Genomic DNA, 21,351 nt, shown 5'->3' with positions numbered 1-21,351 from the left:
CGCGGCGGCCCGCCGCTATTCGGATCCGTGCCTCCGATGCAGCTTCGACGCCTCGACCCCGTCCGCGGAGTGCGTGCCGCGGGAGGCGATTCGACAACCGCCGACCGCTGACCGGCACGACGGGCCGACCGGCCCCTGACGGTGGCATCGTCGCATCCTGGGCTCGATGTCTCTCGCGGACGGCCTTGCGCCAGCATGTGCCGAAGCTCATGCTTCATGAATAGGAACACCGCGCACGTTGAGGGCGATCATTCGCCGAGTCGACTCCGGCGGACGGTGCTAGCGGCTGGTGCCAGCGTGCTCCACGGCGTGCGCGAATACCCCGAGGAGGACCTCGCTCAGATAGTTCTCACCTCCTGATCGAACCGCGACCCGTCACCCCAAAGCAAAGGAGCAACGATGTCTACCCTCCACTTCAAAGAGACCACGACCTCGACACCGGAGCAGTTCGTGGCGGCGCTGACCGATTTCGGGCCGGGCCGCTCGCAGGTGTTCGGCAACAGCGCCGACGCGTATCTCGAGGTGCACGACCGGGGCCGGCGTGATGCCGACGTCACGGAGGGCTCGCGCGGCATCTGGGAACGCCTGCACTACGACTGGTCGAACCCCGACCGCGTCGTCATGACCACCACCGACTCGAACGTATGGGGCGGCCACTCGGGTCACACCTATACCTTCACGCGCCGGACCGACGGGAAGACCGATGTGGATGTGGTCGTGGTGCGCGAGGGCAAGAACCTCAAGGGCCGGGTCCTCGGAGTCGTGGTCGGGACCGTCGGCAAACGCGTCCTGAAACAGGCCCTCGACAAGACCGTCAAGGCTATCGAAACCCGCGACAACGATGGGGGAAAGGCACAACGCTAGTGCCCCCTTGGAGTTTCACCGGGCTGAGCGGGACTGATGCGGCACATCGGTGTGCCCCTCGCTGAAGTCCTCGACGACAGCTATCTACCCGACCTACCGATGTCATCGGCATACCTATACGGCGATGCTGGTACTGATCGGCTCGAGGCCGATCGGTACATGTCTGTCTGTGTCAGCGGGGGACGGTTTCGACCCGGCTGCGCGAATCGGAGGGGATGAATTGACGGCCAAGCGGGGCTCGCGAAGGTGCTGACGTATGTCGGTGTGATCGCGCTGTTGACGGCCGCATGGCTCGGAGTCGACTGACAATGCCTGGAAGCATCCGCGCAGCGTTGTGGATCACCAATATCTTTGCCGTTATCGGCGGGATGGGCACCGTAGTCCTTGTCGTCTTCGAAGACGCTGAGACCGCAGGCGTCAACACGGTGGGCTACTTCTTCTTCTGGGTCCTGGCCATCGTCGCTTCCTTCTTCCGGCGCGGCGGCAACGGTGTTCGTATCGCAGCAATTTTTCTGGCGATCCTGGAAGCGTTCGTGGCTCTCGGCTCCATGGGGGCCAATTTCGATGTCACCGACGACGACAGTTCCGGCTTCCATATCGTGCGATTTTCTCCAGGGCCTTTCGGTTTGTGTGCCGCACTTGTCATCGTTGTACTACTGTGCCAGGGCTCCGCAGGTCGGTGGTTCAGCAGGCTGCGCGCCCAGCGCTGACGCTCCGGAGAGCGCATGCTCACGATTGCGGTGGGCGGGACTCGGTCAATGGCGGGCTCGGGCGAAGCGGCCCGGTGTGGTTCCGGTCCAGCGGGTGAAGGCGTGCGTGAAGCTGGAGGCGTCGGCACAGCCGAGGCGCTGGGCAACGTCATCGACGGTGGTACCGATGGTGAGCAGTTCCTCGGCCAATAGTTGGCGCGTCTCGGTGGTGAGTTCGCGGAAAGAGGTGTCCTCGGCGTCCAGGCGGCGACGCAGGGTGCGCACGCTCAGGCGCAATTGGGCGGCGATCTGGTCCTGGCTCGCGGTGACGCCTTGGGTGAGCAGGATCGAGGGCCTGACGCCGAACTGGTTGGCACGGCGCATCGGATTCGTCGAGCCCGCCGATGTGGCCCGCGCGGTGGTGGCCGCGGTGGCGAGCGGTCGCGGCGGACGACGGGTGGTGCCCGCACTCACCGGTGTGACGGCGCGGGTGCTGAGCCCGCTACCGGAGAACTTGGCCAACCGCATCGGCTGCCTGCTCGGCACACACGACACCATCGGCAAGGCCGACACCGTCAAGCGGGCGGCGTATCTGGATCGTGTGGCAGGGCCACGGGCCTGAATGTCACCGACCTATCGAGGAGAGAACCGACAATGACCTTGTCTGCTGCCGCGATCCTGAATCGCCTCGAAATCGCTGCCGAGGATGCGCGGGCCGTCGTCCGGCTGCACCGCAGCGGCGTCATCGATCTGACCCGGCCCGACCGGGTGCTGCGGACCACCAGGAACAATAAGACCTACGGTCCGCAGGCCACGCTGATCATGAAGGCCGCGCTCGAACATCCCGATGCTCCGGCGGTGGCCGACGAACGCGGCGTACTCACCTACCGCGAGCTCGACGAACAGTCCAACGCCCTGGCGAATGCGCTGCTGGCGCAGGGGCTGCGCCCCGGCTCGGTGGTCGCCGTGCTGGCTCGCGATCACCGCGGCCTGATCCTTGCCATCAGCGCTGCGGGCCGTGCCGGGTTCCGGCTGGCCATGATGAACACCGGCTTCGCCAAACCGCAGTTCGCCGAGGTGTGCAAGCGCGAGAACGTGCGAGCGGTATTGCACGACAGCGAATTCAACGGCCTGCTCGACGCCCTGCCACCCGAACTCCCGTGCGTACTGACCTGGCTGGACGATGGCCACGGCGTCCCGGCGGGCGCACGCACGCTCGATGAGCTGATCGTCGGCGGCGATACCAGTCTGCCTCCGTCACCCGCGCGGCCCGGCGGATTCATCATTCTCACCTCCGGCACCACCGGTCTGCCCAAGGGCGCCCCGCGTACCAAGCTGACGCCGCTGGTGAGCGCGCTGTTCGTCGACCGTATCTCCTTCCCGCGTCGCAGCGCGGTGGTTATCGTCTCCCCGCTGTTCCATGCCACGGGCTTCGGAAATGTGGAGCGTCGCAACGGCTTTAGTCAACCAGACGGTGACATCGCGCCGCTTCGACGCCGAGTCCACGCTGCGGCTGCTGGCCGACCACCGTGCCGAAATACTGTCGCGGTACCGACCATGCTGCATCGCATGGTGTCGCTGCCGCCGGAAGTCCTCGCTCGATACGATCTTTCGGCGCTGCGGGTGATAGTTGTGGCCGGTTCCGCGCTGTCGCCGGAACTGGCTGCTCGGGTGCAGGACACCTTCGGCGAGGTGCTCTACAACCTGTACGGCTCGACCGAAGTCGCGATCGCCTCGGTGGTGCAGCCGCACGAATTGCGCAGGGCCCGGGCACTGTGGGCAGGCCACCGGTCACCACCCGCATCGCGCTGTTCGGTGACGATGATCGCCGAATCGAGGGGGCGCAGGTGAAAGGCCGGGTGTTCGTCCGCTCGGGCGCGCCGTTCGAGGGCTACACCGACGGTCGCCACAAGCAGATCATCGACGGCTATATGTCCACCGGTGATATGGGCCACTTCGATTCCGACGGACTGCTCTTCATCGACGGCCGTGACGACGACATGATCGTCTCCGGCGGCGAGAACGTCTACCCGCTGGAAGTGGAGAATCTGCTCGCCGAACTGCCCGGTGTGGACGAAGTCGCCGTGATCGGCGTGGACGATCCGGAATTCGGAAAACGGTTGCGCGCCGTCATCGTTGCCGCCGTCGGAGCCGAGCTGGATGCGCAAACGGTGAAAGACCACGTCAAGGCGAACCTGGCCCGCTACAAGGTGCCGCGTGATGTGGTCTTCATCGACGAACTACCGCGCAACGCCACCGGCAAGGTGCTGCGCCGCAAACTGGAGGAACTGAACTTCGCATGAGCAGCAACGAAACCACGTCCGTATCCGTCGCGATCATCGGCGCGGGGTTCGGCGGCCTGGCCGCGGCCATCGAACTGGAGCGCAACGACATTCGCGACTACACCGTCTTCGAGAAGGGTGACGGCGTCGGCGGCGTGTGGCGGGCCAACCACTATCCGGGCGCGGCCTGCGACGTGCCTTCGCCGACCTATTCCTACTCGTTCGAACTGGAGACCGAGTGGTCCCAGCGCTTCGGCACCCAGGCAGAAATCCGGGCCTACTTGGAGCGCACCGCCGTCAAATGTGGTGTGGCACCGAAGGTCCGGACCAATACCGAGATCGTTGCCGCGACCTTCGACGAGGGCAGCGGACGCTGGCAGGTAGAGCTGGCCGATGGTGAGAAGCAGTGGTTCGACGGGCTGATCTGCGCAACCGGGCAACTGTCGCGCCCGAAGATTCCGGCTCTGGATGGGCTGAAAACCTTCGCGGGCAAGCACTTCCACTCCGCCGAATGGGACGACTCGGTGGATATCACCGGCAAACGAGTCGCGATCGTGGGCAGCGGGGCCAGTGCGGTGCAGATCGTGCCCGCCATTGCCGATCGGGTGCGCGAACTGCACGTCATCCAGCGCTCACCGAACTGGGTCGGCAATAAGTGGAACCACAAGTCCAATCCGCGGAGCCGTCGACTCCTGCGCACCCTGCCCGGCTTGGCTCGTGCCCAGCACAATCTGGAATGTTTTCACCAGCGGCTGCCCCTGTTGGTACCACACCGGAACAGGCAAGGTCGTCGCCGTCTGGCCCGGCTCTCACATCGCCTTCGCCCGAGCCACCGCCCGCGTAGACCTCACCGCCTACCAAACCGGTTCCCGCACAAAGTGATCAGACGCTGGCTGTTCAGTTCGGGGCCGAGTCCTGTCCCCGCGCGGCACGATTTGCCGCGCGGCTTTGTAGGACTTCGTCGTCTCCGGGGCTAGCGCTTCACCTGTTCGATGATTCCTTCGGTCCAAGACCGTGTCACCCGGTTGATGATCGGTCGGACCGGGAAAAGCAGTGCGGCGAACCAGGGTTCGGCCTCGGCGGCGAAGGTCCAGGTCAGGTTGGTGCCGTCGGGGTGGGGTTCGAGGGTGATGTCTTCAGCGAAGCGGCGGAAACCGGGCCGGTTGGCGGCCTCGACGGTGAAGGTCAGCTGTTTGTTCTCGTCCCAGCGGTAGAAGCGTTCCCGTAGTGCGGCTGCGCCGCGGCCGACGATGACCTCGCGACGGGTGCCGATTCCGAAGGGGCGCGGAGTGATCCAGTCGACGCCGGTGATGCCGCGAGCCCAGGAGACCAGTGCGTCGTCGGCGGTAAGGAGTTGCCAGACGCGTTCGGGTTCGGCGGGCACGATCACGCTGTGGCGGAACCGGATCGGGCCGTTTTCGATGAGGGTGTCGTCGCTGTCGGCGAGGGGAAACCAGCGGGTCATCGGGAGACGGTCTCCTTCGTGGCGGGGGTGTGTACGTCGGCGGGCTGCGGGTCGGTGTAGAGCAGGCCGATGTCGGTGGCGTACATCTCGTTGATCGGCTTGCGCCGCAGCTTCATGGTGAGGGTGAGTTCGATCCCGCCGGGTTCCCAGAAGGTCGGCAGCAGCCGGAAGCGCTTTACCTGCTCGACGCGGGACAGGACCTGATTGGCGGCATCGATCGCGGCGCGGACCCGTTCAATGATGTCCGGATGCTCGACGAGTGCGCTGGCGCTGACCGGTGATCCGTGCTCGGCGGCGAAACTGGCAGCGGTGTCAGGATCCAGCGTCACCAGGGCGGTGACGTAGGGCCGGGCGTCGCCGACGGCGACCACGGTGCCGATCAGACCGGAGGCCGCGCGTACCGCGTTCTCGATATTGGCGGGAGACATATTCTTCCCCGACGCATTGATGATGAGTTCCTTCTTGCGGTCCACGACGCGCAAACAGCCGTTGTCGTCGCGGGTCATCACATCGCCGGTCGCGAGCCAGCCGTCGGCGTCGATGGCTTCGGCCGTCTTCTCCGGTTCGCCCCGGTACCCCTTCATGACCAGCGGGCCGCGCACGAACAGCTCACCGTCGTCCGCGAGCCGCATCTGCATACCTGGTACGAGACGCCCGACGGTGCCGAGTTCGGTTGGGGCATACGGGGATATGCTGGCGATGCAGGTGAGTTCGGACATGCCCCAGATTTCGGAGATGGGTAGTCCGAGTGCGGCGAAGAAGGCGAGGGTGTCGGCGGGAATCGGCGCCGCGCCGGAGACGGCCCATTTCAGTTCGTCGAAACCGAGTTTCGCGCGCAGAGCCGACAGCACAGTGGCGTCGGCCTTCTCGAATTCGGCGGCCAGGTCGGGCGGAACGGGCTCTCCGGCACGGAGCAGGTCCATGCGCTTGCGCGCGGTGTCGAGGGCCCAGCGCATGGCCGCGGCACGCATGGGAGCGGGTTCGTTGGCGACGCCGAGTTCTATTGCGGCCTTCAGCTTCTCCCACACCCGCGGTACCGCACCCCAGATGGTCGGGCGGCAGTCCGGCAGCGCGGCCGCGATGAGTGCGGGTTCGGCCACCACCGTCACCTGCGTGCCGAACACTATCTGCAGGTAGAGCGCGGTCAACCGGTCGGCGATATGGGCCGAGGGCATGAACGAGGTGATCCGGTCGCCGAATTCGATCGGCAGCACCTGGGCCAGCGCATAGGCTTCGAACAGCAGATTGGCGTGCGTGGTTTCGACGCCCTTGGGGTTGCCGGTGGTGCCGGAGGTGTAGATGAGGGTGGCAACGTCGTCGGGTTTCGTGTCTTTCCAGGACTTCTCGAAATCGAAGTCGCCGGTGCCGAGCGTCTGCAGCTCCTGCAGGGTCATTGTGCCCTCGACCGGGTCGCCGTCCAGTACGACGATGTGCGCGGGGGCCGCGCCGGAGCGTCTGATGCGGTCGAGGTATTGCGCCTCACACACCACCGCCGACGCACCCGCATTGCTCAGCACATGGGCGATCCCCTCCGGCGGCAGAGTGTTGTAGACCGAGAAGGACGTGGCCCCGGCGTGCAGTGCGCCGACATCGATCGGGTAGAACTCCACCCGGTTGCCCATCATCAGGGCCACGGTGTCACCGCGGCCGATGCCGAGCGCCGCGAAGCCAGCGGCGATGCGGCGCACCTGTGCGGCGTATTCACCCCAGGTGAGGTCCTGGGTGCCGCCCACGGTGCGCACCGCGACAGCGTGGGGATCGATGGCGGCGGTGTGCTGGAAGGCGGCGCAGAGGGTATCAGAGCTCATGACGTACTTCTTTCAGATTGCCTGTGCGGCAGGGGATTCGAGTGCCTCGATGACGAACCGGCCGGACGCGCGGTATGCCATTCGAGATTCGGGCACCAGCGCCGCGAGGGTGTGGAAGACGTGCATTTGCCGGGCCCACAAGCGCAGATCGCAGCGGGCGCCCGCGGCGCTCCAGTGATCGGCGAGTGCGATCGCGTCGGCGGCGAAGAGTTCATCTCGGCTGGCGTGAATCAGGGTGGGCGGCAATGGTGTTCCGGAGCGGGGACGCAGTTGTCGCGGCGCGTCGGCGAGGTGGGCGACGGCGGCGCGCGCGGTGGCCAGGTCGAGCAGGGCATCGCGGCGACCACCTCGGCGCGCGAGGTCAAGCGCGAGGTCGGCCATGGGCGAGAACAACAGCAGGGCAGCCGCGCACCTACGACCGCGATCGGCGCTGCCGATCACGAAATCGGTGGCCAGGTAGCCGCCCGCGGAGTCGCCCGCGATAACTATCCGGTCCGGGGCGAATCCCTGTTCGCGCAGTACGCGATAGGCCGCCGAGACATCGGATGCCGCTGCGGTGTAGGGATTTTCGGGAGCGAGCCGATAGTCCACCGTTAAGACCGGCAGCCGGGTCGCGGTCGAAAGCCGTGAGGTGACGCCGCGATACGAGCGTGCGGATCCGGTGATGAAACCGCCGCCGTGCACATACAGGATGGCGGCATCGTCGCGGGTCGCGCGCGGACCGCGCACCCACTCAGCGCGGACCGGACCGTCCTCGACTGCCTCGATCGCCGTGCCGTTCAGCACCGGCGCGACCGCGCGCATGACCTGGTCGATGACCATCCGCGCCGCCGGTAGTGTGTGCGCGTTGACCGGCAGGGCGGCCAGCATCGGACGCAGAGTGTGACTCGAGATCTGCCGTAGCGCGCGAGCCCGGCGGGACGCGGTTTCGGCGCTCATGACTCTTTTGGCGGCTGTGCCGATGGTTTGCTCGCTCATATCCGAACCCGCGCTTCCACCGCGCGCACCAGGGCGTGCACTCGCGCGTCGCGGGTGAGGCGGGTGTCGAGCACCGCGTTCACCGCTCCGCGCAGCAGCGCGTATGCGCTCCAGCCGGTCGCGGGTGCGATGGTGCGCGGGGCACGTCGTTCGATACCGTCGGCCACCGACCGCGCGGCCTCGGCCGCGGTGATCCGTCGGTTGAGTGGCCACGGAAGCAGATCGTCGAGGGCACGACCGAGATCGTCGCCGTCGAGGGTGTCATGGGTCATGGCCGTTTCGACAATGCCGAAATAGGCGATGCCCGCGGTCGCGCCGAACGGTGAAAGTTCCACGCGCAGTGCGCGTCCCAGTTGCTCCACGCCCGCCTTGCTGATCATGTACGGCGCACCCGCCATCCCCGGTGCGAAGGCTGCGCACGAGGACACCACCACGACATGGCCGCGGGCAGCGACAATGTGATCGAGTGCCGGGCGCACAGTGTTGAACACGCCGGTCAGGTTGATATCGATGACGCGGTCGAAGTCGCGCCCTTCGAGGGTGCGCAGGGTAGCGGGGCGCGGCACCACACCGGCATTGGCGACAACCACGTTCAGAGAGCCGAAGTGATCGACCGCGTCGGTGATCACCTGGCGTATGGCTTCTCGATCCGCCACGTCGGCAGCGAGCGACAGGGCGCGCGGGCCGAGGGCAGCCGCGGCCGCGGCGACGCCCGCGCCGTCGATGTCGACCAGCACGACCGAAGCGCCGCGGGCGTGGAGAACATCCGCCAGTTCACGGCCGATCCCCTGTGCGGCCCCCGTGATCAACGCGACTTTGCCGTCCACATCGAGGCGTCCCGGCGTTGCTCCGATCGTCATGTGGTCACCTCGTAAGAGTCGGCGTCGAAGGCGCGGGTGCGACGGCGGTACTCGAAACTCCAGTTCGGGTACAGCCCGGCATTGAGCCCGTCGGGTGTTGTGTAGTAGCTCGTGCAGCCGCCGGTGAGCCAGACGCTGGTCGAGCTGCGCTGCGCCATCTCGGCGAGGAATTGCTCCTGGGCTTCCGGCCGCACCTCGACGCGGCGAACTCCGTTGCGGCGCAACGATTTCAGAGCATCGACAATGTAGGCGATCTGCGATTCGATCATGTATATCGCCGACTGGTTTCCGGCCGCGCCGAAGGGACCCAGCGTGCAGAAGAAATTGGGAAATCCCGCGACGGCCGCACCGAGGTAGCTCTGCGGTTGCTTGTGGTAGAGCTCGGCGAGCGAGATCCCGTCCCGGCCGATGAGCCGTTCGTAGGCGGTGGGAATCGAGGTGAACCCGGTGCCGTGGATTATGGTGTCGACTTCGTGTTCGGTGCCGTCGCGCAGCACGATCGAATGCGGACGCACCTCGGCGATACCCTGCGTGACGACCTCGACATTGGGCTGGTCGAGTGCGGGCAAATACGCGTCGGAGAAGATCGCGCGCTTGCAGCCGATCACATAGTCTGGCGTCAAGGTCTTGCGCAACAGCGGGTTTCGCACTTGCCGCAACAGCTGCAGCCGTGCCAGCCGCTCGTAGGGATGCCGGAAGCGTTGGTCCACAAGTGAGATAAGTCCGAAAGCCTCGATGGCCGAGTACCACAGCCCGCGAACGGCCTTCTGTGCCAAAGGAACACTGCGCAGCAGGTACCGCTCGGCGGGCAGTGTCCTGCGATCCATGCGCGGTACGATCCACGGCGCGGAGCGTTGGAACAGCAGCAGTTTGCCGACCCGGGGCTGGATTTCGGGAACGAACTGCACAGCGGAGGCTCCGGTGCCGATGACCGCGACGCGCTCACCGGTGAGGTCGTGGTCGTGATCCCAGTGCAGTGAATGAAAGCTTTTGCCCGCGAAGGTATCCAGACCCGGCAGGTCGGGGTACTTCGCCTCGGCGAAGATCCCCGTCGCGGACACGAGAAAGTCCGCGGTACGCGAACCCTGCGTGGTATCGATGCGCCACAACGATGCGGTCTCGTCCCAGCGGGCGTCGAGGACCTCCGCGCCGAAGCGAATGAAGCGGACCACATCGTGGTCGACGGCCACCGAACGGAGGTATTCGAGGATCTCGGTCTGCTTCCCGTAGGTGCGCGACCAGTCCGGATTAGGCGCGAACGAGTAGCTGTACAACTGCGAGGGAACATCGCAAGCGCAACCCGGATAGGTGTTGGCGCGCCAGGTTCCGCCCAGATCGTCGGCGCCTTCCAGGATGACGAAATTCTCGAATCCGGCCTCCCGCAGTTTCACCGCGAGCCCGATGCCGCCGAATCCCGCGCCGACGACCGCGATATGGGTGTGTTCCGCGTTCACCTATCGGCTCCTTACATGCAGCAGCGCCACCAGCCGGTCGGCCACCGCGTCTACCCGGGTGGTGCGCCGGAAGGTGGTCAGTGGCAGCGGTGATGGAAACAGCTGCCTGGTGGTCGCTTTGGCGTAGGTGAATTCCTCGAGCCCATCGGGTCCGTGTACCCCGCCGAACCCGGAGTCGCCGACTCCGCCGAGCGGTAGCGTCGGGATGGTGGCATGGGTGACGAACGAGTTGATCGAAACCCCACCGGCGCGAATGCGGTCCGCGATGGCGCGGCCGTTGCGCCGCGAGAACACGGTGCCGCCCAAGGCGTAGGCGCCCGCGTTCACCTTCTCGATCGCTTCGTCCATATCGCGCACGCGGGTGACCGTGAGTGTCGGGCCGAAGGTCTCCTCGGTAATGGCCGCGGCGTCGTCGGGCACATCGGCCAGGATCGTGGGCTGCACGAATTGCCCTGGCACGGTGTCGATTCCGCCGAGCAGGATGCGAGCGCCCCGGGTGATCGCGTCCTCGAGATGGTGTCGGATGACGTCGAGCTGCTTGGGCATGGTGATCGGTCCGATCTTGGACTCGGTCCGACCGGCGTCGATCGTGCTCGCGAGCGCCACCAGTTCGGCGACGAAAGCGTCGTATACCTCGGCATGCACGTAGACGCGCTCCACAGCGAGGCAGGTCTGGCCCGCATTGGACAACCCGCCCCATACCGCGGCCGCGGCGGCCGCGTCGAGATCGGCATCGGCATCGACGACGAGCGCGTCCTTGCCGCCGCACTCCATCAGTACCGGGGTCAGATTCTCGGCACACGCCGCCATGACCTTCTTACCGGTGGCCGTGGAACCGGTGAACCCGATCTTGCCGACCCTGCTGCGGCACAGCGCGTTTCCGGTCTCACCGAGGCCGGTGACCACCTGCAGCACCGGTCGCTCCGCAGTGGTGCGGGCGAAGGCGTCGGCGAGCCACACACCCACGCCGGGGGTGTACTCGCTCGGCTTGAACACCACGGCGTTCCCGGCGGCCAATGCGAACGACACCGAGCCGAGCGGTGTGAAGACCGGGTAGTTCCACGGGCCGATCACCCCGACCACACCGAAGGGCCGGTACTCGACCTCCGCGGCATGGTTGAGCGTGAGCAGGCTCGACCGCACGCCGCGGCGGCCGAGTACACGCTCGGCGTTGTGCGCGGCCCATCGCAGATGTTCGAGCGCCATGGCGATCTCGAGTTTCGCGTCCGAGACCGGCTTGCCCATCTCCTCATGGATGATCCGGGCCAATTCGTCACGGCCCTTGGCGATTTCGGCACGCCAGGCGTCGAGTCGTCGACCGCGCTCGGTGAATCCGAGTGCCGCCCACCAGACTCCCGCCTGGTGCGCTGTGGCGACAGCGTGGTCGACCTCGGTCTGCCGGTGGATGGGATAGCGGCCTACCGTCGTACCGGTGGCCGGATTGCGCACCTCGAAGGTTGTCACTGCTCCAGGGGTTTTCATCGATGTAGCCATCAGTTGGTCTCCGGCCGTTCAGAGGTCGAGTACGAGCGCGTCGCCAGTGGCGCGCGATACGCAGGCCAGCATGTGATCGGCTCGTTCGGATTCGGTGAGCAGGCGGTCGCGGTGCTCGACCGATCCAGCGGCGACGCCGACCTTGCAGGTGCCGCAGAAGCCTTGCTGGCACGAGTAGGCGATATCCGGGAGCTGGCGGCGCAGCGCGGTCAGCGCGGTCTCGTCCGCCGCGACGCGAATGGTGCCGCCGGTGCGAGCGAGGGAGATATCGAATGCGCGGCCATCGGTGACCGGTAGCGCCGAGAATCGCTCGGTGTGCAGCGACCCGGTAGGATTCAGCTCGAACATGCAGCGCTGCGCCGCCGCCAGCATGGGCGGCGGTCCGCAGACGTATACGGCCGCACCGGGTTCGGCGCGAGCAATGAGTTCGGCGATGTCGGTGCCACCGAATTCGTCGTCGGGACGGATATCCGCGCCGGGCAGCTCGTGCAGGAACGGCATGGTGTCGCGCGAGCGGCCGAGGTACACCAGCCGACCACGGGATCCAGCCGCCTTGACCATCGGCAGGATCGGTGTGATGCCGATGCCACCGGCCAGGAACAGATACGACGGCGCGTCGACGAAGGTGAATGCGTTGCGGGGGCCACGAATTCGCAGCCGGTCATCGGTGCGCAGCGTCTCGTGCACCTCCCGGGAGCCCCCGCCGCCGTCCGGGATGAGGCGCACCGCGATCCGGTAGCGGAAGCGATCCGACGGATCCCCGCACAGCGAATATTGCCGCTGCCGTCCGGAGGGCAGAAATACATCCACATGAGAACCCGGCCGCCACGTCGGCAGCGTGCCACCCGCCGCCGCGCGCAGCGTCAGACTCACCACATCGTCTGTCTGGCGTTCGATGCTCTCGATGCGTACTTCCAGCTCGAATCCCGTGCGCCGCACCGGCTTCGGTCGTGACAGCAGCGGCGCGGCGCCGCCTTTCACGAAGATGCTCTTGTAGGCGTCCATGATCCCGCCGAGCATCCGCAGACTCACCGGCGTGGGATCGGTCGGCTCGCCCATCAGTGACCTGCCGCCCGTGCGGCGGGCGAGTGCCCGAGATAGCGCAGCGCTTTGTCCATCGGGCCCAGCTGTGCGGGATGGAAACCCGGCCGCAGATAGCGCGGGATCTCGGTCAGGAACACCGTCCAACTGGGGATCACGCCGCGGCGGGTGGCACTGGCGAACTGCCGCAACCAGAATGTGCCCTTATCGGCCTCCGGATCCTTGCGGTACATGTACGCCGTCGACACGATGAACAGGGGCAGCAGGGTCAGACTTGCCAGGACCGCGGTCCGCGCCCGGCGTGCGTAGCTGCCGTCGACGTACATGAACGCGTCGTAGACCACGCTGCGGTGCTCGACCTCCTCGGCGCCGTGCCAGCGCACCAGATCCAGCATGGCCGGATGCATGCCCTTCTCCTCGAGAATGTCCGCGTTGAGCAGCCATTCGCCGAGCACGGCGGTGTAGTGCTCCATCCCGGCGAACAGACCGAGGCGTTCCTTGAGCCACTCGTCCTTCGCTCGTCCGGTCAGGCCGTGATCGCCGAGAATGCGGTCGACCAGCCACGCCACCTTGCGGACATAAGAGTCCACGTCCAGGCCGATGGACTGCAGATGTATGCGCGCGGCCTCATGGCTGTTGGCGTGCATGGTCTCCTGCCCGACGAAGCCGATCACTTCCTCCCGCAGCCGCTCGTCGTGGATATGCGGCAGTGCCTCGGACAGCGCCTGCGCCATGGCTCGCTCACCCTCGGGCAGCACCAGATGCATGACGTTGACGATGTGGGTGGCCAGCACCTCGCCGGGAATGTAGTGCATCGGCACGGAATCGAACTGGAAATGAACGTCGCGCGCATTGATCGCATGCACGTCGTCGCCGTAGGTGCGCTTCGTCGCGCCAGCCGTGTCAGCCATACCCCGACCGTACAGTGCCACAAATTTCATTGCAATGTTGCGAGCCACATTTTTGCTTGGATTGTTGCACGGCGCGTGTTGTCTGCTAGCGTCGAATAGGTGAAGACGGCGTCGAAGGCAGCCCTGAGCCGCGATGATGCGGACGATCTCGAGACCCGGATCCTCGACGCCGCCCTCGTGCAGTTCGCGAAGGTCGGCGTCAAGAAGACGACGATCGAGGACGTCGCCCGGCAGGCCGGGGTTGATCGAGTCACGGTCTACCGGCGGGTGGGCTCACGCGATGATCTCGTACAGGCCGTGATCAGCCGCGAGGTCGCGACACTGCTGACGGAACTCGCCGCAATGCCCGAACGGCACGACAGCATCGACGATCTCGTCGCCGACATATTCGTCACGGTCGTCACGCGCTGGCGCACGCATCCCATGGTCGAGCGAATGCTGGCGATCGAGCCCGAGCGAGTGATCATGAAACTCACGGTCGACGGTGCCACCACCTTCGCCATGTGCGTTACCGCAACCGCCACCACGCTCGAACGCGCGGTCCAGTGCGGACTACTCGCCGACTCCGACGACCTGATGACCCGCGCCGAAATCGTCTGCCGCGTGGTCCATTCACTCATCCTCGCCCCGCACGGCACAACACCGCTACGGTCCGACTCCGAGCTCGCCGAGTTCGCGCGCAGGTATCTGGTGCCCGTCGTTCGCGGCTGAGGCACTCGTGCTGCGGCTGGTGCCACTCGAGAAAGCCTTCGAGCGCCATCGAGCTCGTTACCGAGGTTCGCCTCCACTCCTGATGATGCCGGATCCGATTGCCGGGGAACGGGATTCGGATCGGGCCGTGGATTTGGCGGCGGCAGGTCGCTCGCAGTACGATACGGCGCGGGTCAGCGCAGGCGTGCCGCAATGGTGGTGGCGATGTCGGTGGTTTTGGCGCAGACGTCCCAGTCGACTCCGGTGGCAATGCCCGGGGCGGCGATCCCCAGGTAAAACGATCCGCCGGACGGGACCGATACGTAGACCGAGCAACTGCCATTGCGGCCGTCGGGACGAAGTTCAGGCTGCACGACGGCGCGCTGACCTCCGATGGTGGCCGTCCGCTCGAGTGGATTACGAACTTGGCGCTGCTCGAGATCGCTGAGGTCGCTGCTGTGTGGGGCGAACGAGACGGTGAAACTTCCGGCGATCGCGGTTTGGATGGAGGACCAGGAGCAGCGGGACAGCTCCCGTGGCGGCGTCGCGGCGCTGCCATCGGATGCGAGCAGGTAGTGGGCGATATCGTCCGAAGTCAGCACGCTGCACGGATGGTAGGTCAGATCGGCCGGAGTCCATGGCGGCGGCGCGACGGGCGATGTGGTGACGCTGCCCGACGACCGTGCCGGTGATGGGACCGGGTCGATACTTGCGCATCCGGCCGCCGTCACGATAGCAACGAGACCGCCGAGTGCCGCGATCATCTGCCGACGGCGATCACATGCTGAACTGGGCATCACGCCTCCCTCCCGGCACCGATCACACCAGATTCCGCGCCCAGCCGCCACATCGCAGCGGCGGCAGGCTCCGGGCCGTGTGCGAGATCGCGCTTCATCATTGAGCCCCGACGCGGTCGTCGATGCCGACGGCCGTACCCGCGACGGCGGTCACCTCGTCGAGCACGGCGAACAGTTCGGGTCGTAGTCGCACAGATCCACATCCCTTGTGCGCCGTCGCTATTCGAGTACCGCGCCGGTGGTGGTGTCGGTGGAGCGGCTGTGGCGGCCCTGGGTGAGGCTAGGCGCTGATGCCCGCGGTGAGGATGGCGGCCAACTCGCGGTAGGCATCGGCATCGTCGAGTCCGGTGTGTTCGCGCACGCCGCCCTGCTGGATGCGGACCATCATGGTCGCGGCCAGATCGGCGGCGAAGGTGGCGTGGACGTTACGGAATTCGCCCGCCGCGACGCCTTCGTCGATGAGTTCGCGGACCCGTCGGGCGGCGATCCTGGTGTTCTTCTCGTAGATCTCCCGCGCGGGCGCGAAACCGCTCAGGTCGGCCATGAATCGGTCGGAGGCAGCGGCCAGGGCGGTGCCGACCGCGGACAGGTAGGCGGTGATGCGCTCGCGGGCGTCGGTGATCGGCGCGATGCCGGTCTCCACATCGTCGGTGGCGCGGCGGAAGAAGTGCACGGTCGCGGCCCGGACCAGCTGTTCCTTACTGCCCGCGAGGGTGTAGAGGGTCGATTTGGAGCAGCGCAGCCGCGCGGCGATCTCGTCGAGGGTCAGGTGTGCGAATCCCTCGGTCAGGAACAGCTCGACCAGCGCATCGAAGAGTTCGGTACGCCGCCGGGTGGCGAATCCTGCGCGCGTGAGCTGCTCCATATCAGCGAATAGTACTGGTGAGGCTCTTGCAGTACTGAGGTCTGATCAGTACTGTGATTGGTAATTCAGTACTGTTATTCGTAGGCGAGGAGTCTTGTGGCCGTCGAACGTCTGCTGCCCACCACCGAAGCCCGGGAATTGATCCAGCTCACCCGAGACATCGCCGATAAAGTCCTCACGCCGATCGTCGATGAACACGAACGGGCCGAGACCTATCCCGGCGGTGTGTTCGCCACACTGGGGGAGGCCGGGTTGCTGAGCCTGCCGTACCCGGTCGAATGGGGCGGCGGTGGCCAGTCGTACGAGGTGTACCTGCAGGTCCTCGAGGAGATCGCTGCGCGGTGGGCGGCGATCGCGGTGGCGGTCAGCGTGCACAGCCTGGCCTGTCATCCGCTACTGGCCTTCGGCACCGAGGAGCAGAAGCAGCGCTGGCTGCCGGAGATGCTGGGCGGCAATACGATCGGCGCGTACAGTCTGTCCGAGCCGCAGGCCGGATCCGATGCCGCCGCGGTGGCGTGCAAGGCCGCTCCCGTCGACGGCGGATATCTCGTCAACGGCACCAAGGCCTGGATCACCCATGGCGGCATCGCCGACTTCTACAACGTTTTCGCGCGCACGGGCGAGGGGTCGCGCGGCATCTCCTGCTTCCTGGTGCCGCGTGAGACCACCGGCCTGACTTTCGGCAAGCCCGAGCAGAAGATGGGGCTGCACGCGGTGCCTACCACGACCGCGCACTACGACGACGCGTTCCTGCCCGTCGAGCGACGGATCGGTACGGAGGGGCAGGGCCTCCAGATCGCCTTGAGCGCACTGGATTCCGGCCGACTCGGCATCGCCGCGGTCGCGACGGGACTGGCCCAGGCCGCGCTCGACGAAGCCGTCGTCTATGCCAAGGAGCGCACGGCATTCGGCAGGCCGATCATCGACCATCAGGGTTTGGGGTTCCTATTGGCTGATATGGCTGCCGCGGTCGATTCGGCCCGCGCCACCTACCTCGATGCCGCGCGGCGACGCGATGCGGGGCTGGCGTACTCACGGCAGGCGAGTGTGGCCAAACTGATCGCCACCGACGCGGCCATGAAGGTCACCACCGACGCTGTTCAGGTGTTCGGCGGCTACGGTTACACCCGCGACTTCCGGGTCGAGCGCTATATGCGCGAAGCCAAGATCACGCAAATCTTCGAGGGCACGAACCAGATTCAGCGATTGGTCATCGCACGCAGCCTCGCACAGTGACAGGTCGGATTCCAGGCTGCCGCTCACTGCTTGGACTGCCCATACACGCCGACCGACCGACTCGGCGGAGCCCTGGAACTTGGGCGGGTGGATAGCCAGGACGAGTCGGGGCTCTGCCGTGTGAACGCCGGATCGGCGAAATCCGCCGTGGTTCTGTCGATTCCGGTCGTAGTCGTACGGTTTGTCGTGGGACTGTCGTGATTCCTGTTGTGCGCCTGACGGTTTCGATCGAACGGCCACGCGTGCGACGAAGTGCTCGTCATGCGCGCGGCAGCGTATCGGCGGTAGCGCCGGACCGGTCCCGGCGCTGTGCCTGTGCGTGACGATGTTCGCGCCCGGTGTCGGATGAGGGTGGCGATGGTTAGGCTGCGGCCTTGTGCGCAGGCTGTCGTCGGTGTCGAAATTGTGGTTGGTGTGGGTGGTTACGCGGACGCTGATGGTGGTGTTGACCGGGCTGACGGTGCTGCCGCACAGCGTCTGGGATGCCTCGGCCGCGGACTTGACGCTGTATCGCGGATGGGCCGAGCAGCTCGCGTACCAGAACATTTTCCCGCTAGCGGACGAGCGCTGGCAGTATCCGCCCGGAGCCGGCGCACTGCTGGTGGTGCCCCAGCTGCTCGGCGGCGGGGCAGGCTACAACTGGTTGTTTTTCGCGCTGGTCGCCACCGCGGATGCGAGCGTGCTCGGCTTGTTGATCCGGGCCGCGCGGCGCGACGGCTGGGAGACAGCTCAGACCGGGCCGTGGGTATGGGTGGTGGGCGTCGCGCTGTTGGGCAGAGTCTGCTATGGCCGATTCGATTTGATCGTGGCCGCGACCGTGGTCGCGGCACTGCTGTGGGCGACGCGCCGCCCGGCGGCGGCGGGCGCGGCCGCTGCCGCTGGCGTGCTGTTGAAAGTCTGGCCGGTGCTGGTTGTGCTGGGTTTGCGCTGGCGAACGCTGCGGCGGATGAGTGCGGGCGCGGCCGGTGTCGGTATCGCCGCGATCGCGGGATTGACGGCGTTGGGTCCGGGGGCGTGGTCGTTCCTGGAGTTCCAGTCGAAGCGCGGATTGCAGATCGAATCCGTGGCCGCCACGCCGCTGTTGATCGCTCGACTGCTGAACGGCCGCTGGGCCATCGTGCATCGTTATGGGGCCGACGAGTTATCCGGGCCAGTTGTGTCCGCGGTGGCGTCGGCGTGCGTGGCGGCCACGCTCGTGGGCGGCGTGGTGTTGCTGATCATCTGGTGGCGTGCGCGGCCTCCAGCGGCGGATCTGGTATTGGCCGCAGTGCTGCTCGCCCTGGTGACCAGCCGGGTACTCAGCCCGCAATACCTGGTGTGGGCGGTGGCGGTCGCGTCGGTCTGCGCGCTCGACTCGCGCAGTACACAGCGGCCTGTGCTGCTGCTGGTGCTGGCGACCGCGTTGATGAGCCAGGTGGAATTCCCCTTCGTCTACGACCGGGTGGCCACCGGGAGCTGGCCGGGTGTGGTGGTGCTGACGGTCCGCAACGGCATGCTGCTCTGCGCGACTATGTGGTCGATCGTTCGGCTGTGCCACATCGGTCTCGATCATCCGAGGTCACCGCTCGGTCAACTCGCTAGTGGATATCGGTTCGGTAACGCCGGTAAGTCGGCGTGCCCTCCCGGGCAGGTCCGAATTCCGCCAGTTGGACAGTTGTTTCCCTAGTTCAGGGCCATATCTGCGCGCTAGGTCACGATTCGGTCACGCCCGTACGCGCGAAGCTGTGTGAGCAGCCGGTATTTTTTCGACGTTCAATTACCGTCACGCTATCGCTGGCTAATAGTTAGCCTTCATAAATGTCGGGGAGCGGCAACCGCGCCGCATGACAGGACGGATCGGTCGCCGATCACGGTGATCACCCGTGTTGCGCCATTTCCATATCGAATCGCTACCTTGGTCGATCGCAGTGTCGGCCCGGAGAACGCTATGGCTAATCCAGCGTCCATACCCAACCCCTTCGAGACACGTCGTACCGGAAGTCCCGCCGCCTCCCAGCCGGGCCCGAGGTCCGCCACAGGTTCGGCGCGGTCCGCCCGTGTTCTCCTCGATGAGCAGCTAGCGCCACTGCGGATCCCGGCACTGGTGCTGGGTGCCTTGCTGATCTGCCTCGGTGTGGCGGCGCTGCTGCCATTACGAGGATGGCTGCACGACTACGGCGCCGAGCTTGTCATCGCCGCCTACCTGCAATACATGGCGATCGCGACAACCCTCGAGGTATGGGGTCTGCGCATGACCGGGAAAGGCCCACGCCGCAGGTGATGCGCGCACGATGAGGTGCGTCGGCTGTTCACCTTTCGGTCAGAATCCGTCGATAGTGTCCCGGAAATGACCGACTTCGCGACACGGCAGCCATTGCCCGACTTCAGTGCGATCGGCGACCTCCAGTCCGTGGTCGACCTTTCCGACACCGCCGGTTTCATCGTCGACGATTTCGACGATGACGACCCGGTCCTGATCACCGCCCAGGGCGGTTTCGCCGTCGACACCTGGCGTGAGGGCTACCCCTACGAGCAGCGTCTGGCCCGCGACAGCTACGAGGCCGACAAGCGCCTGCTGCAGATCGAGCTGCTCAAATTGCAGAATTGGGTCAAGGCCGAGGGGCGCAGGCTGGTGATCGTATTCGAGGGCCGCGACGCCGCGGGCAAGGGCGGAACCATCAAGCGGTTCATGGAGCACCTCAACCCCCGCGGCGCACGCGTGGTGGCGCTGGAGAAGCCGACCACCCGCGAGTCGACGCAGTGGTACTTTCAGCGCTATGTCGAACACCTACCCGCGGGCGGGGAGATCGTGTTGTTCGACCGCTCTTGGTACAACCGTGCCGGAGTCGAACGGGTCATGGGGTTTTGCACCCCCGAGCAACATCGGCGATTCCTTGCCCAGGTTCCGCTCTTCGAGCGCATGCTCGTCGACGACGGCATCCACCTCGTCAAATTCTGGTTCTCGGTATCCCCGCTGGAGCAGCGCACCCGCTTCGCCATCCGCCAGGTCGACCCGGTCCGCCAATGGAAGCTGTCCCCGATGGACCTGGCCTCGCTCGACAAATGGGACGACTACACCGCCGCCAAAGAACAGAACTTCGAGCACACCGATACCGACTACGCCCCCTGGATCGTGGTCAAGAGCAACGACAAGAAACGCGCCCGCCTCAACGCGATGCGCCACGTCCTGGGTCTGTTCGATTACGACAACAAGGACCCCGAGATCGTCACCCCGGCCGACCCACTCCTCGTAGGGCGCGCTTGCGACGTCATCGGCTCCTGACCACGCAACGGACGCCACCAGCCCAGCCCCTCGAATTCCCGTGCACGGCAACCGCATCCAGAGTGCATGTGCACTCGAAGCTGTGACGTGAGATCCCGCCTCCTGCTTTGGCCCGATTCTCTGACAAACGAGACCGACGTGGCATTCGACCAGTGAACGTTTAGCATTCCGGTATGCGCCGTTGGAGGTGGCTACGGGCCGCACTGTGTTTGGTCGTACTGAGCGCCGGTGGCTGTTTCGGGGCGGTCGAGCGCGGCGACTTCGAACAGGGTTTGCGGGCGCGGGGCGGGGGACTGGTGAACGGGTTGACGGATTCAGCGGTCACCGCGGTGCGAGAGCGCTTGGGGACCACCGATTTTCAGGCGAATGTCATTCTGCTGACCGCTCCGGATTCCACGCGGTTCCGCCTGGTGCTGTTCGATCAGCCGGACCAGGTGACTCGATTCTTCTCCGCGTGGCCGGATCCAACCGCACGGCAGGCGGCCGTGCGACTGCGGGTGCGCGATCCGGATGGTGCCCGCAGGCTCGACGACTACTCGTTCACGCTCGGTGCGCTGAGTGCGCCACAGCCGGTGCGGGTTTCGGCATTCGACGACATCGACAGCGAGGGCTTCATGGTCAGTGAGGTGCCGGGACTCGCGCATATCGAGGACAT

The 21,351-nt window shown here is 66.0% G+C and carries 22 protein-coding genes and 1 pseudogene; 12 read left to right on the top strand and 11 right to left on the bottom strand.

Features of this window, described 5'->3' with window-relative positions; translation table 11 throughout:
- Nucleotides 1-399 precede the first annotated feature (399 nt).
- Both NP3_RS03695 and NP3_RS03690 read left to right on the top strand, forming a co-directional pair.
- A complete protein-coding gene (locus NP3_RS03695) occupies nucleotides 400-864 on the top strand; it encodes a hypothetical protein (RefSeq protein ID WP_063037759.1) in 465 nt (154 codons plus the stop codon).
- Between the two features lie 308 nt (nucleotides 865-1,172).
- The gene (locus NP3_RS03690) at nucleotides 1,173-1,574 is read left to right on the top strand and encodes a hypothetical protein (protein WP_157124057.1); all 402 of its coding nucleotides are present in this window, start codon (nucleotides 1,173-1,175) and stop codon (nucleotides 1,572-1,574) included.
- 45 nt (nucleotides 1,575-1,619) lie between these two features.
- Here the strand turns inward: NP3_RS03690 and NP3_RS50240 are convergent, their stop codons facing one another.
- Nucleotides 1,620-1,937: a helix-turn-helix domain-containing protein gene (locus NP3_RS50240; protein ID WP_063037755.1), complete on the bottom strand. Its 318-nt coding sequence runs from the start codon at nucleotides 1,935-1,937 to the stop codon at nucleotides 1,620-1,622.
- Here NP3_RS50240 and NP3_RS50235 point away from each other — a divergent pair.
- The 4 genes from NP3_RS50235 to NP3_RS03670 are packed head-to-tail and all read left to right on the top strand — an operon-like array spanning nucleotide 1,924 to nucleotide 4,812.
- Nucleotides 1,924-2,175 (top strand): hypothetical protein, encoded by a 252-nt coding sequence (locus NP3_RS50235; protein WP_063037753.1) that lies wholly within the window; start codon nucleotides 1,924-1,926, stop codon nucleotides 2,173-2,175. The genes NP3_RS50240 and NP3_RS50235 overlap by 14 nt on opposite strands.
- 32 nt (nucleotides 2,176-2,207) lie before the next feature.
- On the top strand, nucleotides 2,208-3,404 hold the full coding sequence (locus NP3_RS03675) for an AMP-binding protein (RefSeq protein ID WP_281197285.1): 1,197 nt from the start codon (nucleotides 2,208-2,210) through the stop codon (nucleotides 3,402-3,404).
- Nucleotides 3,401-3,856, top strand: a complete 456-nt coding sequence (locus tag NP3_RS51100; RefSeq protein ID WP_373864728.1) for an AMP-binding enzyme — start codon at nucleotides 3,401-3,403, stop codon at nucleotides 3,854-3,856. Before NP3_RS03675 ends, NP3_RS51100 begins: the two co-directional genes overlap by 4 nt.
- Nucleotides 3,853-4,812 carry a flavin-containing monooxygenase gene (locus NP3_RS03670; protein ID WP_063037751.1) on the top strand — a complete coding sequence of 320 codons (960 nt, stop codon included), beginning with the start codon at nucleotides 3,853-3,855 and terminating at the stop codon, nucleotides 4,810-4,812. Before NP3_RS51100 ends, NP3_RS03670 begins: the two co-directional genes overlap by 4 nt.
- Here NP3_RS03670 and NP3_RS03665 read toward each other — a convergent pair.
- Genes NP3_RS03665 through NP3_RS03630 form a run of 8 tightly spaced genes read right to left on the bottom strand, consistent with a single transcriptional unit; the run spans nucleotide 4,809 to nucleotide 13,846 of the window.
- Entirely contained in the window at nucleotides 4,809-5,300 is a 492-nt protein-coding gene (locus NP3_RS03665) for an SRPBCC family protein (protein WP_063037749.1), read from the bottom strand. The two genes, NP3_RS03670 and NP3_RS03665, sit on opposite strands and share 4 nt — an antisense overlap.
- Nucleotides 5,297-7,108: a fatty acid--CoA ligase FadD11 gene (gene fadD11 / locus NP3_RS03660; RefSeq protein WP_063037747.1), complete on the bottom strand. Its 1,812-nt coding sequence runs from the start codon at nucleotides 7,106-7,108 to the stop codon at nucleotides 5,297-5,299. Before fadD11 ends, NP3_RS03665 begins: the two co-directional genes overlap by 4 nt.
- 12 nt (nucleotides 7,109-7,120) lie before the next feature.
- Complete coding sequence (locus NP3_RS03655) at nucleotides 7,121-8,086, bottom strand: alpha/beta hydrolase (protein ID WP_063037745.1); 966 nt, start codon at nucleotides 8,084-8,086, stop codon at nucleotides 7,121-7,123.
- On the bottom strand, nucleotides 8,083-8,946 hold the full coding sequence (locus tag NP3_RS03650; RefSeq protein WP_063037743.1) for a short-chain dehydrogenase/reductase: 864 nt from the start codon (nucleotides 8,944-8,946) through the stop codon (nucleotides 8,083-8,085). The genes NP3_RS03655 and NP3_RS03650 overlap by 4 nt, the downstream gene beginning before the upstream one ends.
- Entirely contained in the window at nucleotides 8,943-10,400 is a 1,458-nt protein-coding gene (locus NP3_RS03645) for a flavin-containing monooxygenase (RefSeq protein ID WP_063037741.1), read from the bottom strand. Before NP3_RS03645 ends, NP3_RS03650 begins: the two co-directional genes overlap by 4 nt.
- Nucleotides 10,401-11,894, bottom strand: coding sequence for an aldehyde dehydrogenase family protein (locus NP3_RS03640; RefSeq protein ID WP_245720793.1), 1,494 nt, complete (start codon nucleotides 11,892-11,894; stop codon nucleotides 10,401-10,403).
- 18 nt (nucleotides 11,895-11,912) lie between these two features.
- Nucleotides 11,913-12,953 carry a PDR/VanB family oxidoreductase gene (locus NP3_RS03635; RefSeq protein ID WP_063037740.1) on the bottom strand — a complete coding sequence of 347 codons (1,041 nt, stop codon included), beginning with the start codon at nucleotides 12,951-12,953 and terminating at the stop codon, nucleotides 11,913-11,915.
- A complete protein-coding gene (locus NP3_RS03630; RefSeq protein ID WP_063037776.1) occupies nucleotides 12,953-13,846 on the bottom strand; it encodes a metal-dependent hydrolase in 894 nt (297 codons plus the stop codon). Before NP3_RS03630 ends, NP3_RS03635 begins: the two co-directional genes overlap by 1 nt.
- Nucleotides 13,847-13,945: 99 nt before the next feature.
- Between NP3_RS03630 and NP3_RS03625 the strand changes: the two genes are divergently transcribed.
- Nucleotides 13,946-14,557: a TetR/AcrR family transcriptional regulator gene (locus tag NP3_RS03625; protein ID WP_063037739.1), complete on the top strand. Its 612-nt coding sequence runs from the start codon at nucleotides 13,946-13,948 to the stop codon at nucleotides 14,555-14,557.
- Nucleotides 14,558-14,730: 173 nt separating this feature from the next.
- Here the strand turns inward: NP3_RS03625 and NP3_RS03620 are convergent, their stop codons facing one another.
- Nucleotides 14,731-15,333, bottom strand: coding sequence for a DUF3558 family protein (locus NP3_RS03620; RefSeq protein WP_084508103.1), 603 nt, complete (start codon nucleotides 15,331-15,333; stop codon nucleotides 14,731-14,733).
- A 280-nt stretch (nucleotides 15,334-15,613) separates the two neighbouring features.
- On the bottom strand, nucleotides 15,614-16,198 hold the full coding sequence (locus NP3_RS03615) for a TetR/AcrR family transcriptional regulator (protein WP_063037737.1): 585 nt from the start codon (nucleotides 16,196-16,198) through the stop codon (nucleotides 15,614-15,616).
- 96 nt (nucleotides 16,199-16,294) lie between these two features.
- On the opposite strand from NP3_RS03615, the gene NP3_RS03610 reads away from it, so the two are divergent.
- From NP3_RS03610 to NP3_RS03590, 5 genes and pseudogenes are all read left to right on the top strand, one after another.
- A complete protein-coding gene (locus tag NP3_RS03610) occupies nucleotides 16,295-17,434 on the top strand; it encodes an acyl-CoA dehydrogenase family protein (RefSeq protein WP_063037736.1) in 1,140 nt (379 codons plus the stop codon).
- 394 nt (nucleotides 17,435-17,828) lie between these two features.
- The gene (locus NP3_RS03605; protein WP_157124055.1) at nucleotides 17,829-19,100 is read left to right on the top strand and encodes a glycosyltransferase family 87 protein; all 1,272 of its coding nucleotides are present in this window, start codon (nucleotides 17,829-17,831) and stop codon (nucleotides 19,098-19,100) included.
- A gap of 261 nt (nucleotides 19,101-19,361) precedes the next feature.
- The gene (locus NP3_RS03600; RefSeq protein ID WP_157124054.1) at nucleotides 19,362-19,694 is read left to right on the top strand and encodes a hypothetical protein; all 333 of its coding nucleotides are present in this window, start codon (nucleotides 19,362-19,364) and stop codon (nucleotides 19,692-19,694) included.
- Between the two features lie 66 nt (nucleotides 19,695-19,760).
- Nucleotides 19,761-20,696 (top strand): polyphosphate kinase 2, encoded by a 936-nt coding sequence (ppk2, locus tag NP3_RS03595; RefSeq protein WP_063037729.1) that lies wholly within the window; start codon nucleotides 19,761-19,763, stop codon nucleotides 20,694-20,696.
- A 173-nt stretch (nucleotides 20,697-20,869) separates the two neighbouring features.
- Nucleotides 20,870-21,351: pseudogene (locus tag NP3_RS03590) on the top strand (hypothetical protein); the annotation flags it as partial.

It is taken from the genome of Nocardia pseudovaccinii NBRC 100343, assembly GCF_001613225.1.
Taxonomy (GTDB): Bacteria; Actinomycetota; Actinomycetes; order Mycobacteriales; family Mycobacteriaceae; genus Nocardia; species Nocardia pseudovaccinii.
The sequence above is the reverse complement of the archived record's forward strand: the minus strand, read 5'-3'. Positions and strand labels throughout refer to the sequence as shown.